15 protein-coding genes are annotated in these 16,554 nt (G+C 67.3%); 12 read left to right on the plus strand and 3 right to left on the minus strand.

The window, feature by feature from the left end:
* Positions 1-74: 74 nt before the first annotated feature.
* Entirely contained in the window at positions 75-695 is a 621-nt protein-coding gene (locus AC07NN_RS05625) for a TetR family transcriptional regulator (protein WP_494638325.1), read from the plus strand.
* A 40-nt stretch (positions 696-735) separates the two neighbouring features.
* Here the strand turns inward: AC07NN_RS05625 and AC07NN_RS05630 are convergent, their stop codons facing one another.
* Positions 736-2,244 (minus strand): UxaA family hydrolase, encoded by a 1,509-nt coding sequence (locus tag AC07NN_RS05630; protein WP_494638327.1) that lies wholly within the window; start codon positions 2,242-2,244, stop codon positions 736-738.
* Between the two features lie 160 nt (positions 2,245-2,404).
* Between AC07NN_RS05630 and AC07NN_RS05635 the strand changes: the two genes are divergently transcribed.
* From AC07NN_RS05635 to AC07NN_RS05665, 7 genes are all read left to right on the plus strand, one after another.
* A complete protein-coding gene (locus AC07NN_RS05635) occupies positions 2,405-3,493 on the plus strand; it encodes a LacI family DNA-binding transcriptional regulator (protein ID WP_494638329.1) in 1,089 nt (362 codons plus the stop codon).
* A gap of 111 nt (positions 3,494-3,604) precedes the next feature.
* The gene (uxaC, locus tag AC07NN_RS05640) at positions 3,605-5,068 is read left to right on the plus strand and encodes a glucuronate isomerase (protein ID WP_494638331.1); all 1,464 of its coding nucleotides are present in this window, start codon (positions 3,605-3,607) and stop codon (positions 5,066-5,068) included.
* Positions 5,069-5,092: 24 nt separating this feature from the next.
* Positions 5,093-5,935, plus strand: a complete 843-nt coding sequence (kduI, locus tag AC07NN_RS05645) for a 5-dehydro-4-deoxy-D-glucuronate isomerase (RefSeq protein ID WP_494638333.1) — start codon at positions 5,093-5,095, stop codon at positions 5,933-5,935.
* Positions 5,936-6,074: 139 nt separating this feature from the next.
* On the plus strand, positions 6,075-6,830 hold the full coding sequence (kduD, locus tag AC07NN_RS05650; RefSeq protein ID WP_494638335.1) for a 2-dehydro-3-deoxy-D-gluconate 5-dehydrogenase KduD: 756 nt from the start codon (positions 6,075-6,077) through the stop codon (positions 6,828-6,830).
* A 186-nt stretch (positions 6,831-7,016) separates the two neighbouring features.
* Positions 7,017-9,746, plus strand: a complete 2,730-nt coding sequence (gene ppc, locus AC07NN_RS05655; protein WP_494638337.1) for a phosphoenolpyruvate carboxylase — start codon at positions 7,017-7,019, stop codon at positions 9,744-9,746.
* Positions 9,747-10,441: 695 nt separating this feature from the next.
* Entirely contained in the window at positions 10,442-11,116 is a 675-nt protein-coding gene (locus AC07NN_RS05660; RefSeq protein WP_494638339.1) for a bifunctional 4-hydroxy-2-oxoglutarate aldolase/2-dehydro-3-deoxy-phosphogluconate aldolase, read from the plus strand.
* A 6-nt stretch (positions 11,117-11,122) separates the two neighbouring features.
* Positions 11,123-12,229, plus strand: a complete 1,107-nt coding sequence (locus tag AC07NN_RS05665) for a PfkB family carbohydrate kinase (protein WP_419321212.1) — start codon at positions 11,123-11,125, stop codon at positions 12,227-12,229.
* Here AC07NN_RS05665 and AC07NN_RS05670 read toward each other — a convergent pair.
* Positions 12,226-12,429: a hypothetical protein gene (locus AC07NN_RS05670; RefSeq protein ID WP_494638342.1), complete on the minus strand. Its 204-nt coding sequence runs from the start codon at positions 12,427-12,429 to the stop codon at positions 12,226-12,228. The two genes, AC07NN_RS05665 and AC07NN_RS05670, sit on opposite strands and share 4 nt — an antisense overlap.
* 745 nt (positions 12,430-13,174) lie before the next feature.
* Between AC07NN_RS05670 and AC07NN_RS05675 the strand changes: the two genes are divergently transcribed.
* Positions 13,175-13,540 (plus strand): ArsR/SmtB family transcription factor, encoded by a 366-nt coding sequence (locus AC07NN_RS05675; protein WP_494638344.1) that lies wholly within the window; start codon positions 13,175-13,177, stop codon positions 13,538-13,540.
* Positions 13,537-14,085, plus strand: a complete 549-nt coding sequence (locus AC07NN_RS05680; protein WP_494638347.1) for an SRPBCC family protein — start codon at positions 13,537-13,539, stop codon at positions 14,083-14,085. Before AC07NN_RS05675 ends, AC07NN_RS05680 begins: the two co-directional genes overlap by 4 nt.
* A 104-nt stretch (positions 14,086-14,189) precedes the next feature.
* Here the strand turns inward: AC07NN_RS05680 and AC07NN_RS05685 are convergent, their stop codons facing one another.
* Positions 14,190-14,498 (minus strand): DUF1244 domain-containing protein, encoded by a 309-nt coding sequence (locus tag AC07NN_RS05685; protein WP_494638350.1) that lies wholly within the window; start codon positions 14,496-14,498, stop codon positions 14,190-14,192.
* 103 nt (positions 14,499-14,601) lie between these two features.
* On the opposite strand from AC07NN_RS05685, the gene pip reads away from it, so the two are divergent.
* Both pip and AC07NN_RS05695 read left to right on the plus strand, forming a co-directional pair.
* A complete protein-coding gene (pip, locus tag AC07NN_RS05690) occupies positions 14,602-15,687 on the plus strand; it encodes a prolyl aminopeptidase (protein WP_494638352.1) in 1,086 nt (361 codons plus the stop codon).
* A gap of 87 nt (positions 15,688-15,774) precedes the next feature.
* On the plus strand, positions 15,775-16,518 hold the full coding sequence (locus AC07NN_RS05695; protein WP_494638354.1) for a hypothetical protein: 744 nt from the start codon (positions 15,775-15,777) through the stop codon (positions 16,516-16,518).
* Positions 16,519-16,554: the final 36 nt, after the last annotated feature.

Raw genomic sequence — 16,554 nt, forward strand, 5'->3', positions numbered from 1 at the left:
TAATGTGAGGAAGTCTCGTATTTATGAAAGTGATAAATGCTCACATTTGTGCCGTCAACCCTCTTGGGAATGCGATGACCGACGCCGATCCCACCGCCGCGCGCCGTACGCCCAGCCAGGCGCGCAGCCGCGAACGGCTGGAGCGCATCCAGACGGTCGCCTGCGAGCTGATCGCGAAGACGGGCAGTGATCAGGTGAAGATGAGCGAGGTCGCGGCCCTGGCCAGCATCTCGATCGGGTCGCTGTACCAGTACTTCCCGGACAAGAGCGCGTTGGTTCGTAGCCTGTTCGAGCGCTATGCAACTCAGTGCCGGGGCTACATCGCCGAGACCCTGGCCGGGGTGACGGACCTACCGAGCCTGCTGGCGGCGTTCGACGGACTGGTCGACGTCTATCTGGAGGTCGTGATGGCCGAGCCGGTGATGCGCGACATCTGGTCGGGCACCCAGGCCGACAAGCAGCTGGCGGCGCTGCAGCTGGTCGAGAGCCGGGTGCAGGGCGCCTTGCTGGCCGACGCCATGCGCAAGGTCCACGCCGGCGTTGCGCCCGAGATCATCGAGCGCCGCGCCTTCCTCGTCTGGGAGCTGGGCGAGGCGGCCGTGCGCCTGGCCATCGCCGTCGGCCCCGAGGAGGGCAAGGCTCTGGTCGATATCTACAAGCGCATGAGCCTGCGGGAGATCGCCGAGCCGAAGTGACCTAGAGCGTCACCGCCCGACTTCCAGCGCAAGTGACGCCCTAGAGCGTCACGCCCGACTTCCAGATCGCGATCTCGCGCTCGCCGTTCAGCTCGGACTTGGTGGCCTTGCCCGAGGCGGTGTCGACGACGAGGTCCATCAGGCGGTCGGCGGCGTCGTCCATCGAGACGCCCTCCAGCACCTGGCCGGCGTCGAAGTCGATCCAGCCCGGCTTGCGCTGGGCCAGGCCCGAGTTGGAGGCGATCTTCAGGGTCGGGGCGGGGAAGCCCAGCGGCGTGCCACGGCCGGTGGTGAACAGGATCACCGTGGCGCCAGCGGCAGTCAGGGCCGTGGACGACACCGCGTCATTGCCCGGCGCTTCCAGGAAGGTCAGGCCGTGCGGGCCGACCCGCTGGCCGTAGCGCAGCACCTCGACCAACTGGGCCCGGCCGCCCTTCTGCACCGCGCCCAGGGATTTCTCCTCCAGGGTCGTGATGCCGCCGGCGATGTTGCCGGGCGAGGGGTTCTCGTAGATCGGCTGGTTGTTGTCGATGAAGTAGCGCTTGAAGTCGTCGATCACCGCGACGGCCTGGTCGAAGATCTCGCGGTTGGCGGCCCGTTGCAGCAGCACGTTCTCGGCGCCGAAGACCTCCGGGATCTCGGTCAGGACGGGCGTGCCGCCGGCGTCGGCGACCTTGTCGGCGATGCGGCCGACCAGCGGGTTGGCCGTGACGCCCGAGAAGCCGTCCGAACCGCCGCACTTGAGGCCCACGACCAGTTCCGAGACTGGGATCGGCTCGCGCTTGTCCTGCTCGGCGATGGCGACCAGGGTTTCGACGGCGGCCAGACCGTCTTCCAGTTCGTCCTCGACCATCTGGGTGGTGAAGCTGCGCAGGCGCTCGCCGTCGATGTCGGGCGCGCTCTCCAGCAGGGCCTTCAGCTGGTTGTTCTCACAGCCCAGGCCCAGGATCAGGACGCCGCCGGCGTTGGGGTGGGCGGCCAGGCCGGCGATCAGGCTGCGGGTGTGGACGAGGTCGTCGCCCAGCTGCGAGCAGCCGAACGGGTGGGGGAAGGCGTAGATGCCGTCGACGCGGCCGGCGAAGCGGGCATTGGCCTTCTCGGCGATGCGGCGGGCGGTGTTGGCCACGCAGCCGACGGTGCACAGCACCCAGATCTCGTTGCGCGTGCCGGCCCGGCCATTCTTGCGGCGATAGCCGTCGAAGGTGCGCGCCGCTGGTTCGACATGGGGTTCCGGCGCGGTCGGGGCGAAGCTGTAGCCCTCGACGCCTTCCAGGCGGGTCTCGACATTGTGGACGTGGACGTGGTCACCGACGGCGATGTCGGCCGTGGCCCGCCCAATCGGCCAGCCGTACTTCAGCACGTCCTCGCCGGCTTTGGCCGCCTGGATCGCGATTTTGTGGCCCTTGGGGACGTCGGCGCGAGCCGTGATCGCCTGGCCGTGCAGGTCCAGGACCTCGCCGGCGACGAGGTCGCGAAGGGCCGTCGCGACGTGGTCGCGAGGGTCGACGGGGTGGATCGATTCGCGGGGGGCTTGGGTCGTTTCAGTCATGGAGTATGGTCGCCGCCGCGTTTCGTGTCGCCAATCTGGGTGCTCGATGGCATGGTAACCGGTGTCAGCGTCCTCGCAAGCGGACGTTTCGTCCTAGGTTGGCGACGCTGACGCGGCTAGAGTATGACAAAAGAAAACGCCTAAAGCTGCTGGAAACGCCGTGAACTCTTCAAAGCCGCCTTCCTCGACCCCGGAAGCCTCGAGTCAGGAAGAGGGGGAGGCCGGCATCGAGGGCGGCCGCCGCAGGGCCACCATCAACGACATCGCCCGTCTGGCCGGCGTCTCGAAGAAGACGGTGTCCCGCGTCATCAACCAGTCGCCGTTCGTGCGCGACGAGACCCGCGAGCGGATCGAGGCGGTGATCGCCGAGTGGGGCTATGCCCCCGACCCGCAGGCCCGGGGCCTGGCGTTCCGCCGCTCGTTCCTGATCGGCATGATCTACGACAACCCGAACCCGCAGTATGTCGTGAACATGCAACTGGGCCTGCTGGACGGTATGCGCGGCTCGGGCTTCGAGCTGGTCGTCCACCCCTGTAACCGCGCCAGCCCAACCTTCCTGGCCGACGTCCGCTCGTTCGTGGAGCGCCAGAAGCTGTATGGCGTGGTCCTGCCGCCTTCGGTCTCTGAGGACGAGCGGGTCGCCAAGCTGCTGAACGAGATCGGCTGCTCGTACATTCGCATCGCCTCGGTCGAGCTGGATAAGCCCGAGCACATGATCGTCGGCCACGACCGCATGGGCGGCTCGCAGGCCGCGCGCCACATTATCGAGCTGGGCCACAAGAACATCGCCTTCATCTCGGGCCCCGACACCTTCCGCTCGTCGCACGAGCGGCGAGGGGGCTTCGAGGATGGCTTGGCCGAGGCCGGCTTGAAGCTGGCTCCGGGCGACATCGTCCAGGGCGCCTATACTTTCGAATCCGGCGTGGCTTGCGGCGACGCCCTGCTGGCGCGCACGCCGCGCCCGACCGCGATCTTCTGCGGCAACGACGAAATGGCCGCCGGCGTTCTGCAGTCGGCGCGCAAGGCTGGCCTGTCGGTGCCGAAAGACCTGAGCGTCGTCGGCTTCGACGACTTCCAGATCGCCCAGGCCGTCTGGCCGCCGCTGACCACCATCCACACGCCGACCCGCGAGATCGGCAAGATGGCGGCCGAAAAGCTGATCGGCGTCGAACGGCGCGAACCGCGCGACGCGACCAAGACCGAACCGAACCTGGTGGTGCGAGAGTCCTCGGGTCCGGTCCCCGCCTGACAACTTGCGGCCGCCTTCGGCTTGCATCGTATCATGACACCGGTTACCAAGCGGGCCGCAACGGCTGCCCGCGAAGCCGCCGGCCAAGACTAAGGGAGCAGACGCACCGCCATGGCTAGGCCTCTGAATTTCCACGACGATCGCCTGTTCCCGGCGGATGCGACGACGCGGTCCTATGCGCGCGGCCTGTACGCGCTGGTCAAGGACCTGCCGATCATCAGCCCGCATGGGCACACCGATCCCAGCTGGTTCGCGACCAACGAGCCGTTCCAGGACGCCACGGACCTGCTGCTGGCGCCGGACCACTATCTGTACCGGATGCTCTACAGCCAGGGCATCAGCCTGGACGCCCTGAAGGTGCGTTCGAAGGCCGGCGTCCCGGCGACCGACCCACGCGCGGCCTGGAAGCTGTTCGCGTCGAACTTCCATCTCTTCCGCGGCACGCCGTCGTGGATCTGGCTGAACCACGTGTTCTCCAAGGTGTTCGGTTTTACCGAGTTCCTCGAGACCTCGAACGCCGACGACTATTTCGACCGGATCAACGAGGCGCTGGCGACCGACGCCTTCCGCCCGCGTGCGCTGTTCGATCGCTTCAACATCGAGACCTTGGCCACCACCGAAGGGCCGCACGAGACGCTGAAGCACCACCACGCCATCCGCGAGAGCGGGTGGGGCGGTCATGTCATCACCGCCTATCGTCCCGACGCCGTCATCGACTTCGAGGACGAGCGCAGCCCACGCGCCTTCGAACGCTTCGCCGACGTGTCGGGCCAGGACGTTTACAGCTGGCAGGGCTATCTCGAAGCCCACCGTCAGCGCCGCGCGGCCTTCATCGACGCCGGCGCGACCTCGTCCGACCACGGCCACCCGACGGCGGCCACCGCCGACCTCTCGGACGTCGAGGCCGAGGCGCTGTTCGACAGCCTGGTGAAGGGCGACGTCACGCCCGAAAAGGCCGAGCTGTTCCGCGCTCAGATGCTGACCGAGATGGCCAAGATGAGCCTGGACGATGGGCTGGTCATGCAGATCCACCCGGGCTCGCACCGTAACCACAATGCCGGCCTGCTGGCCTCGCACGGTCGCGACAAGGGCGCCGACATCCCGATGCGCACCGAGTACGTCTCGGCGCTGAAGCCGCTGCTGGGCAAGCTGGGTAACGACCCGCGCCTGTCGGTGATCCTGTTCACCCTGGACGAGACCGTCTACAGCCGCGAACTGGCCCCGCTGGCCGGCCACTATCCGGTGCTGAAGCTGGGTCCGTCCTGGTGGTTCCACGACAGCCCGGAAGGCATGATGCGCTTCCGCGAGCAGGTCACGGAAACCGCCGGCTTCTACAACACCGTCGGCTTCAACGACGACACCCGCGCCTTCCTGTCGATCCCGGCCCGTCACGACGTGGCGCGCCGCGTCGACTCCTCGTTCCTGGCCCGCATGGTCGCCGAGCACCGGATGGACCTGGTCGAGGCCGAGGAACTGATCGTCGATCTGACGTACAACCTGCCTAAGAAGGCCTACAAGTTGGACCAGCGTCCGGACTGGGCTCGCCCCACGACGCTGCGCGCCGCCGCCGAATAAGAACACCCTTCCGGAGACTTCCCGATGTTCGCCAAGACCTACCACGCCACCCATCCGGACATGATGTTCGCGGCCGGCAACGACGACCTGCGTGATCGTTACCTGATGCAGGGCCTGTTCCAGGACGGCCAGATCGTCCTGACCTACAACCACGCCGAACGCTTCGTCGTCGGCGGCGTCGTCGCCACCTCGGCCGTGAAGCTGCCCGACCAGACCGAGCCCGCCTCGGCCGCCGGCCACCCGTTCCTGGAGCGCCGCGAGCTGGGCGTGATCAATGTCGGCGACACCACCGGCAAGATCACCGTCGACGGCGTCGTCTACGAGATCGTTCCGCGTGACGGCCTGTACGTCACCATGGGCGCCAAGGACGTGACCTTCGAAGGCGCCGACGGCCAAGCCGCCCGCTTCTACCTGGTCAGCCTGCCGGCTCACGCCGCGTTCGAGACCAAGAAGCTGGCCTTCGCCGACGCCGTCGCCCTGGAGCGCGGCGCGCTGGAGACCAGCAACGAGCGCACGATCTACCAGTACATCGTCCCGACGACCTGCAAGTCGGCCCAGCTGCTGCTGGGCATGACCGTCCTGAAGACGGGCAGCGTCTGGAACACCATGCCGCCCCACCTGCACGACCGTCGTTCGGAAGCCTATTTCTACTTCGGCCTGGGCGAGAACGACCGCGTCTTCCACTACATGGGCGAGCCGGACGAGATGCGTCACATCGTGATCGCCAACGAGGAAGCCGTGATGAGCCCGCCGTGGTCGATCCACATGGGTTCGGGCACCGCCAACTACACGTTCATCTGGGCGATGGGCGGCGAGAACCTCGACTACACCGACATGAACGTGCTGGACATCTGCCAGCTGAAGTAGGGGCGAAAGCCCACGCGCTCCCGTGTCATCCCGGCCGGAGCCGCAGCGTAGAGCCGGGACCGTCGCAAGCGAATGTGGCGGTCCCGGATCGACCTTTCAGGTCGTCCGGGATGACAGCAATTCTAGACAGGAACTCGTCATGGCCAATCCGTTCAGCCTCGAAGGCAAGGTCGCGCTCGTCACCGGCGCCAACACCGGGATCGGGCAGGGGATCGCGATCGCCCTGGCCGCCGCCGGCGCGGACATCGCCGCCGCGGGCCGCAGCGAGCCGACCGAAACCCAAGCCGCCGTCGAGGCGCTGGGCCGCAAGTTCCTGTCGATCAAGGCCGACTTCGGCTCGACCGAACCCGTCCAGCGCGTGGTCGACGAGACCGTCGCCGCCTTCGGTCGGGCCGACATCCTGGTCAACAACGCCGGCATCATCCGTCGCGCCGACTCCATCGAGTTCTCGGAAGCCGACTGGGACGCGGTGATGGACACCAACCTGAAGGTCGTCTTCTTCCTGACCCAGGCTTTCGCCAAGCAGGCCATCAAGCAGGGCGGCGGCAAGGTGATCAACATCGCCAGCCTGCTGTCGTTCCAGGGCGGCATCCGCGTGCCGTCGTACACGGCCGCCAAGTCGGGCCTGGCCGGTCTGACCAAGATCCTGGCCAACGAGTGGGCGACCAAGGGCATCAACGTCAACGCCATCGCCCCCGGCTATTTCGACACCAACAATACCGAGGCCCTGCGCGCCGACGCCGACCGCAACGCTTCGATCCTGGCCCGCATTCCGGCCGGTCGCTGGGGCCGTCCTGAGGACATCGGCGGCGCCGCCGTGTTCCTGGCGTCTTCGGCCGCTGACTACGTTCAGGGCATTACTCTGCCCGTGGATGGCGGCTGGCTGGCCCGCTAGCGAAAAGAAAACGCGCAAAAATACGATGGTAGCGCAACCATCGTGCCGGGCGGCTTTCCCCGCCCGGTGAAGCGCGCTAGAGGGCGCCGCAGCGTTAGAGCCCTGGAAGGATACTGGGGCGGCGACGCTTTCTCGTGATCCATTCCAGTACGAGGTGACAGGTTTTGTCGCCTCGGGAGCTCGCGCATGCGCAATCCGGCCCTGTCGATCGATGTCGACCGTCCGACCAGCCGCCACGTCCGCCAGAACGCCAACCTGCTGAGCGACCTGCTGGCCGAGGCCATCGCCTATCTGGAGGGCGACGAGGCCGCCGCCCTGGTGGCCAAGGCGCGCAAGGCTGCTTCCCGCGAGGACGAGGCGACGGGCGAGGCGCCTGTTCTCGACTACTTGTTCGCCGACCTGTCGACCGACCAGGCCGTGTTCCTGGCCCGCGCCTTCGCCAGCCATTCGCTGCTGGCCAATATCGGCGAGGACGTCGCCGGTCGCCGTCGCCACGCCGAGGCCGACGCCCAGCCGGGCGACGAGCGTCCCCGCACCCTGATCGACGCCGTCGAGATCCTGAAGGCTCGCGGCAAGACCGAGGCCGAGCTGGCCAAGGTCTTCGCGGCCATGAACGTCGTGCCGGTGCTGACGGCTCACCCGACCGAAGTCCGTCGTCGGAGCATGGTCGATCGCGAGACCGAGATCTCGCGCCTGATGGCCTTGCGCCGTCACCATCTGCCGCCGGACCTGGACGCCGAGATCCGCGAGGGCCTGTTCCGCGAGATCGCCCTGATGTGGCGGACGCGCCTCTACCGTCCCGAGCGGATCACGGTGAAGGACGAGATACGCAACGCCCTGTCGATCGTCCGCACCTCGATCCTGCCGGCGATTATCGACCTCTATGGCGACTGGACCGGCAAGATCGGGCAGCACGGACACCTGGCGCCGTTGCTGAAGATGGGTTCTTGGCTGGGCGGCGACCGCGACGGTCACCCCGGCGTCAACGGCCAGACCCTGAAGCTGGCCCTGTCCTCGCAGTCCCGCGTCATCCTCGACTGGTACGCCGGCGAGGTCCGCAAGCTGTGGTCCAACCTGGCCGTCTCGACGGCCTATACGCCGGTTTCGCAAGAGCTTCTGGCCCTGGCCGCGCAGACCAATGACCCGTCGGTCCACCGCCTGGACGAGCCCTATCGCCTGGCGCTGGAGCTGATCTTCGACCGCCTGACCGCCGTCTCGCAGAAGCTGACCGGCCAGCCCGTCGCCTATGCCAACGGCGCGACCGACGTCGAGCCCTATGGCCATCCGGACGCCTTCGTCGCCGACCTGTCGGTGATTATCGACAGCCTGGAGCGCAACGGCGGCGAGCGCCTGGTCGGTTCGGCCCTGCGCACCCTGGTCGAGGTGGCCAAGGCCTGCGGCTTCCACCTGATGAGCCTGGACCTGCGCCAGAACGCCGACGTCCACGAGCGCACCGTCGACGAGCTGTTCCAGCGCGCCGGCTCCGGCGTCCAGTACCTGAAGCTGGACGAGGACGCCCGCTGCAAGGTCCTGATCGAGGAGCTGTCGCACCAGCGTCCCCTGGTCTCGCCGTTCACCGCCTATGGCGAGGAGACGACGAAGGAGCTGGCCACGATGGAGGCCGCCGCCCAGGCGGTTCGCGACTACGGCCACGGCTGCATCGGCGCCTACATCATTTCGAAGTCGGCGACCCTGTCCGACATCCTGGAGCCGCTCGTCTTGCTCAAGCAGGTCGGCATGGTCTGGGGCGGGGCCGCGCCGCGCGCCTCGGTCAAGGTCGCGCCGCTGTTCGAGACCATCGGCGACCTGGAGAACGGCCCCGCCGTCCTGCGCCAGTGGCTGGAGCTGCCGCTGGCCCGCACCATCCTGGGCGACCGGCCGGTGCAGGAAATCATGCTCGGCTATTCCGACTCCAATAAGGACGGCGGCTATGTCGCGTCCCGTCGCGGGGTGGCGAAGGGGGCTTCGGCCCTGGCCTACGAGGCCGACCGGATGGGCGTGGGCCTGCAGCTGTTCCACGGCCGGGGCGGCAGCGTCGGCCGGGGCGGTGGTCCCGCCGCCGAGGCCGTGCTGGCCCAGCCCGCCGGCACCGTCCAGGGCCGCATCCGCATGACCGAGCAGGGCGAGATGATCGCCCGCCGCTTCGGCGACCAGCCCACCGCTCGCCGCAACCTGGATGGCCTGGCCGCCGCCGTGCTGATGTCCAGCGAACGTCCGCTGCACCAGCCCGATCCGAAGGTCGAGGCGGCGATGACCGCCCTGGCCGAGGCGTCGTTCCACGGCTTCCGGGCGCTCGTCTATGACGACCCGGCGTTCGAGGACTTCTTCTGGTCGGTGACCCCGATCAGCGAGATCGTCGGCCTGAACATCGGCAGCCGCCCCGCCAGCCGGACCGCCAGCCGCAAGATCGAGGACCTGCGGGCCATCCCGTGGGTGTTCAGCTGGTCGCAGAGCCGCTTCATGCTGCCGGGCTGGTACGGTTTCGCCTCGGGCGTCGAGCGGGCCGGCCTGTCGGTCGAGCAGCTGCGCGACCTCGCCGGAAACTTCGATTTCTTCGCGTCCCTGCTGTCGAACATGGAGCTGGCCCTGGCCCAGAGCCACATGGGCATCGCGGCCCGCTACATGGCCCTGTCGCCGGACAAGGCCAATGCCGAGCGGATCTTCGCGACGATCCAGCGCGAGCATGAGGCGGCCACGAACCTAGCCCTGGCGATCCGAGGCGGCTCGGCCCTGCTGGACAACCAGCAGGATCTGGCCGAGTCCGTGACCCTGGCCAGTCGCTCGGTGGATCCGTTGAACCACCTGCAGCTGGAATTGCTCTCGCGCCGCCGAGCAGGGGACGCCGACGAGGAGCTGCGGCTGGCCATCCAGTTGACCGTGGCGGGCATCGCGGCGGGCCTGCGGAATACGGGGTGATCCTCATTTCCTAGTCCGATCTCCCCGGCGAATGCCGGGGCCCAGATCGAATCCACCCGACGTGGAGGGGAGGGCGCTGCCGCTTGGCGCGTCATCCCAAACCGCTCCGGATGAATCTGGGCCCCGGCATTCGCCGGGGAAATCGGTTGTGGGGAGGGCGTGGCGAAACGCCGGATTCCCAAGCCTGCAAAGGCTTTCCTTTTCAACGCCTTGCCCACTTTGAAATCCGAACTCGACGCCGCTTGCGCGAACCTTCGGTTTCTGATTATCTGCGCATGACACCGGTGGCGAAGTGGCCTGGCCACTTTGAGGTAACCGGTGTCACAACGTTTCGGTTCGGCGTCGTGGTCGGTCCGTCTCGTTTGCGGCTCTTTGAGCTCGCTCCTGCGCAAACTTTTGGGGCGTCGGGTCATACCGGCGCCCTCACTTTTGCGCTCCGGGAGCGGGGCAGGGCGCTGAAGGAAAAGGTTCGGGGAAGGAAACGAGACCAGAGATTCGAGGCCGCGAACGCGCCGGAATTCGGCCGCGAAACGCGCTTCCAAAGCCCTTAGTTTGACGTGGCGGCAAGCCCGGTATGGCGCCGGCGCGCAACGCGGTCTAAGGGAACCCCCTGAGCCAATTCCGGCGAAATATTGCACGCGCGGCGGCCCAAACGGCCATTCGCGCAAGATCGATCCTTCGGGAAGGAGTCTACGATGGTAAAAGACCGTATGGCGGTTCTGACCGCCCTGATGAACCAGGGTGTCATCCCGGTTTTCTATCACCCGGACGTCGAGGTCTGTAAGAAGGTGATCCAGGCCTGCGCCGACGGTGGCGCGCCCTGCATCGAGTTCACCAACCGCGGCGACTTCGCCAGCCACGTCTTCTACGAAGTGACCCGTCACTTCGCCTCGGCCGATCCGAGCGTGATCATGGGCGTGGGCTCGATCGTCGACGCCCCCACCGCCGGCATCTACATCGCCAACGGCGCCAAGTTCGTGGTCGGTCCGATCCTGAACGCCGACGTCGCCAAGGTCTGCAACCGTCGCAAGATCCCGTACTCGCCGGGCTGCGGTTCGGCCTCGGAAATCTCGTATGCCGAAGAGCTGGGCTGCGAGATCGTCAAGGTGTTCCCGGGTTCGTCGGTCGGCGGCCCCGACTTCATCAAGGCGGTGCTGGGCCCGATGCCCTGGACCCGCATCATGCCGACCGGCGGCGTCGATCCCGACGAAGCCTCGGTCACCAAGTGGTTCGGCGCGGGCATCGTCGCCGCCGGCATGGGCTCCAAGCTCATCACGCAAGAGCTGCTGGATGCGGGCGACTACGCCGGCATCACCAAGAAGGTCCGCGAGACGGTGGACCTGATCAAGAAGGTTCGTGGGAAGGCCTAAGACCAAATGACCGACAACATCCTCAACATCCGCCCGGCTTCGGAAACGAAGTGGGACTGCGCGTCCTTCGGTGAAGTGATGCTGCGCTTCGACCCGGGCTTCGGCCGGGTCCGCAACGCTCGCCAGTTCAACGTCTGGGAAGGCGGCGGCGAATACAACGTCGCCCGCGCCTTCAAGAAGTGCTGGGGCAAGCGCTCGACGGCCGTGACGGCTCTGCCGGTCAACGACCTGGGCTGGCTGGTCGAGGACCTGATGATGCAGGGTGGCGTCGACACCTCGCACATCATCTGGCGCGACTTCGACGGCCTGGGCCGCAACACCCGCGTCGGCCTGAACTTCACGGAAAAGGGCTTCGGCGTGCGCCCCGCTTTGGGCTGTAGTGACCGTGGTCACTCGGCCGCCTCGCAGATCCGTCCCGGTGAAGTGAACTGGGAAAAGCTGTTCGGCGAAGAAGGCGTGCGCTGGTTCCACACCGGCGGCATCTTCGCGGCACTGGCCTCGAACACGGCCGAAGCCGTGATCGAAGCCGTCGAAGTGGCCCGTAAGTACGGCACCGTGATCTCCTACGACCTGAACTACCGCGCCTCGCTGTGGAAGTCGCAGGGCGGCAAGGAAGGCGCGCAAAAGGTCAACCGTCACATCGCCCAGTACGTCGACGTGATGATCGGCAACGAAGAAGACTTCACCGCCTGCCTGGGCTTTGAAGTCGAAGGCCTGGACGAGCACATCAGCGCGATCGATCCGGCCAACTTCAAGAAGATGATCGAGACTGCCGTGAAGCAGTTCCCGAACTTCAAGGTCGCCGCGACCACGCTGCGCAACGCCAAGACCGCCTCGGTCAACGACTGGTCGGCGATCCTGTACGCCGGCGGCGAGTTCTACTCGTCGATGATGCGCGAGAACCTCGAGATCTATGACCGCGTCGGCGGCGGCGACGGCTTCGCCTCGGGCCTGGCCTTCGGCTTCATGGAAGGCAAGGGTCCGCAAGCCGCCGTCGAGTACGGCGCGGCTCACGGCGCCCTGGCCATGACCACCCCGGGCGACACCTCGATGGTGCGCCAGGCGGAAGTCGAGGCCGTGATGAAGGGCAAAGGCGCGCGGGTCATCCGCTAAGCGTTCTGGTCTTCGGACGATGATGAGCCCCCGGCCGCGAGGCCGGGGGCTTTTTCTTTGGCCTCCTTGGCCAGCATCCGGGCGTACTCCGCCGAATTGCGGAACTTCCGCACCTTCTTCCAGACCCTACGCCGCAGGTGGGCCTTGCGGGCCGGCGGCCAGGCGGGATCGGGCGGAAGTGGGCAGTGTTGGCGGGGCATGGATGGCTCCTTCCGAACAGGTAAAGGCGCTCCGACGCGGCGCGTCGGAGGGGCGGGGAGGGAGCGGGGCGCCGGGACTTCGCCCGGACTATTGAAAGAATTACCGTTTCGACGAAGCAGAGCGCCCCGCGCGATCGTTATCCGGAAGCGTGGCGCTCCGACGCTGTTCGCGCCTGACCGCCCTTGAAGCCTCCGACGGGCGGGCCGGGCCGCGAAGCCTAGTCCCGAGCGCGGACCTTTCGATCCGCTCGTCGCGCTGCCGACCCACATCCCACGTCGTTTCTGTGTTCCAGGGCCGACCGCCGCCAGAGGGATGCAGTTGCGAAGTCGCCTTCGCGCCGACGAGCGCGCCCGCTCGACCGCACCCCGAAGCCGCGAAGGTCGCTGGCCGCGCGCCCTCCCCAGTGCTTCGAGGTGGGTAGAGGATACGACGGGTTTTGGGGTGGGGGATGGGAGGTGGTGAATGCTCGACGCCTACATCACTCTCTCCCTTGGGAGAGGGCGGGGCCCATGCGCAGCATGGGAGGGTGAGGGGATAAATCGCTTTCCGACAAAATCATGAAAAGTCAAAGGTTTGCGCGGACTCAGGGTCGGCTTCGCCTGATCCCTCACCCTCCCATCGCCTGCGGCGACGGGCCCCGCCCTCTCCCGGTGGGAGAGGGTTTTCACTCGTGCTTCGATGGGTGTTTTCAAGTCATTCAACAAATCGGTTGAATATTTTTCGCGACCCTCTACATTCAACCACATGGTTGAACTTCACGCCGCCCAGCTCGACACCATCTTCCACGCCCTCGGCGACGCCACCCGTCGCCGGATGCTGCGCGAGCTGGCCGAGGGCGAGCGGACGGTGAGCCAGCTGGCCCAGCCGTTCGCGATCTCGCTGGCGGCTGCTTCCAAGCACATCAAGGCGCTGGAGACCGCCGGGCTGATCCGCCGCGAAGTGAAGGGGAGGACCCACATGTGCCGCCTCGATCCCGGCCCCCTGGCTAGCGCCCAGGAATGGCTGAGCTTCTACGAGCGCTTCTGGACCAGCCGCCTCGACGTGCTCGAGGGCCTGCTCCGGGCCGACGACGCCAGAAAAGCAAACACCTCAGAAGGAGATGACCGATGACCGACGCCCAAGTCCTGGAAAGCGGGACGAGCGACGCCTATGCGACCCTGGTCGAGCCCACCACCTTGAAGATCCTGCGCCGGCTGCCCGGTCCGATCGACCGCGTCTGGTCCTATCTGGCGCAGAGCGAGCTGCGGAAGCAGTGGCTGGCGGCGGGCGCGATGGAGATGAAGCAGGACTCGACCTTCACCTTCACCTGGCGCAACGACGAGCTGACCGATCCGCCGGGTAAGAAGCCGGACGGCTTCGGCGCCGAACACAGCATGGAAAGCCGCATCGTCGAGCTGGATCCGCCGCGCAAGCTGGTCGTCACCTGGCAGAACACCGGCGACGTCTCGTTCGAGCTGGAGACGATCGGCGACGAGGTGCTGCTGACCGTGATCCACCGCCGGTTCGCCAACCGCGACCAGCTGCTCAAGCACGCCGCCGGCTGGCACATGCACCTGGACGTCCTGGTCGCCCGCGCGTCGGGCAAGACGCCGGCGACGCCGTTCTGGGACGGTTGGACGCGGCTGCTGGGGGAGTATGAGGGGCGGCTGGCCTAGTGGCGTCGTCCTCGCCCTTCGACAAGCTCCGGGTGAGGACGATTGCAGCGGCGGAACTCTGAAAACCTCACCCTGAGCCTGTCGAAGGGTGAGGTTTTCATCCGCTATCGTTGCCCGCGCAGCCTGGCGTTCAGGGCGACGCTCTCATCCATCTTGGCCAGCTGCTCGGCCGACGCCGGCTGCTGGTGCCTGGCTTTCCACTCGGACTGGGGCATGCCGTAGATCGCCTCGCGGGCCTGGTCCTTGGTGAGGGCGCCTTCAGAGGCTTCCTCGACCCAGTCGGCCAGGCAGTTGCGGCAGAAGCCGGCCAAGCCCATCAGGTCGACGTTCTGGGCGTCGGTGCGCATCCGCAGGTGCTCGACCAGGCGGCGGAAGGCGGCGGCGGCGTGGCGGTCTTCGATCTCGAGGGTCATGATGCTTGGCCTGGGCGTCCGCTCGGAATGGGGGCGTATTTCCTCTAGAGGCTAAGGCCGGACGGCGCGAGAGTGCGCGGCCTCACCTCGACAGGATTCGACCATGGATTTCTCGCGGCTCCGGAAAACCAGCAAGGTCACGGACGAGTGGACCTATCCGCAGGGCGCGCCGCTGCGCACCGGTTGGCTGCGGGTGGATACGGCGCCGGATCACGAGCTCTACTGGGAGGAATATGGCCGCGCCGACGGCGAGCCGGTGATGTTCCTGCACGGTGGTCCGGGCGGGGCTTGCGCGCCGGTGATGTCGCGGTTCTTCGATCCCGACCGCTATCGCGTCATCCTGTTCGACCAGCGCGGCTGCGGCCAGAGCCGGCCCACCGTGGCGGCTGACGGCCCGGAGAAGGCCCTGGCGAACAACACCACCGACCACCTGGTCGCCGACATCAACGCCCTGCGGGACGCGCTGGGGATCAGCGGCAGGATGCACGTCTTCGGCGGCAGCTGGGGCAGCACCCTGGCGCTGGTCTATGCGATCCGCAATCCGGACAAGGTGGCCTCGATGATCCTGCGGGGCATCTTCCTGGGGCGGACCGAGGACCTGCTCTACATGTACCAGGGCAATGCCGCGACCTTCGCCGAGCAGCCCTACGCCCTGACCGAGCCGGGGGCCTACATCGCCTATCCGGACGAGTGGCGGGCCTTCGTCGAGGTGATTGCGCCGGAGCGGCGGGGCGACATGATGGGCGCCTACAAGGCCATCTTCGACATGGTCCCCGCGACCGACGCCGAGCGCGAGCTGCAGCTGAAGGCGGCCCTGGCCTGGTCGGTGTGGGAGGGGACGATCTCGAACATGATCCCGGCCGACGAGGACGCGGGCAAGTTCGGCGAGGCCGAGTTCGCGCTGTGCTTCGCCCAGATCGAGGCCCACTTCTTCGCCAACGACCTGTTCCTGAAGCGGGACGAGATCACGGACGGCGTCGCGGCGCTGAAAGGCGTGCCGGTGCACATCGTCCATGGCCGCTTCGACCAGGTCTGTCCGCTGACCCAGGGTTCGCGGCTGGTCGAGGCGCTGGAGGCGGCGGGCCTGCCGCCGGCGACCTATGTCCGCACCGACGCGGGGCACAGCGCCATGGAGGGCCAGACGGTGCTGGCGCTGACGGCGATCATGGACGGGCTGCCCCGGATCTAGGGGCTCATCACGATCGCGCGCCCTGGCGGAACGGCCGGGGCTGTCCCGGGTTGAACTGGCGTGGATCAATCACGCGAGTTCAGGACCATGGTATCGCCAGCTGACAAGACCCCCCACGGCGCGGCGCGCCGGTGCGTGGCGGCCGTGCTGGCGCTCAGCCTCGGGTTGGGGGCGGCCGATGCGGCGCTGGCGGGTAAGCAGGACAAGAGCTCCCAGAAGCCTCCGCAGACCTCCGGGGAAGCCAACACCCAGAACCTCGGCTCGGCCATGGCCGCGCCGCTGCGCGACATCAATGTGGTGCGCTCGGAGATCCCGGACCTGCTGACCAAGGCGGTGGCCGATCCCTATGCTCCGCCCGCGACGGGCTGCGAGCCGCTGAAGGCCGAGATCGACAGCCTGGATGCGGTGCTGGGCGACGACTACGACGACCCCAAGGACGACAAGAAGGGCAATGTGAACGTCTCCAAGCCGGTGCTGGGCGCGATGGCCAGCGCGGTGACAGACGTCATCCCGATGCGTGGCTGGGTCCGCCGGCTGACCGGGGCCGAGCGCCACGACCAGGCCGTCCGCGACGCCATCAAGGCCGGCTTCGTGCGGCGCGGCTATCTGAAGGGCCTCTACAACGCCGGCACCTGCAAGAGTAACCGCATCGTGTTCGTGGCCGCCAAGGCCGCGCCCAAGCCGGTGTTCGTGGCCGCCGAGCCGGCCGCGCCGCCGGCGCCGATCCAGGTCGCGGCCGAACCCCAGCCGATCCCCGTGAAGGCCCCGCTGGCGCCGTTCACCACCACGATCAAAGTCGCCACGGCCTCGGACGTCTCGGGCATCCAGTAGGGGCGTTGTGTCGCTCGACAACCCGTGATGGAGTCG

The sequence above is a fragment of the Caulobacter sp. GW821-FHT09H08 genome, from assembly GCF_059415885.1.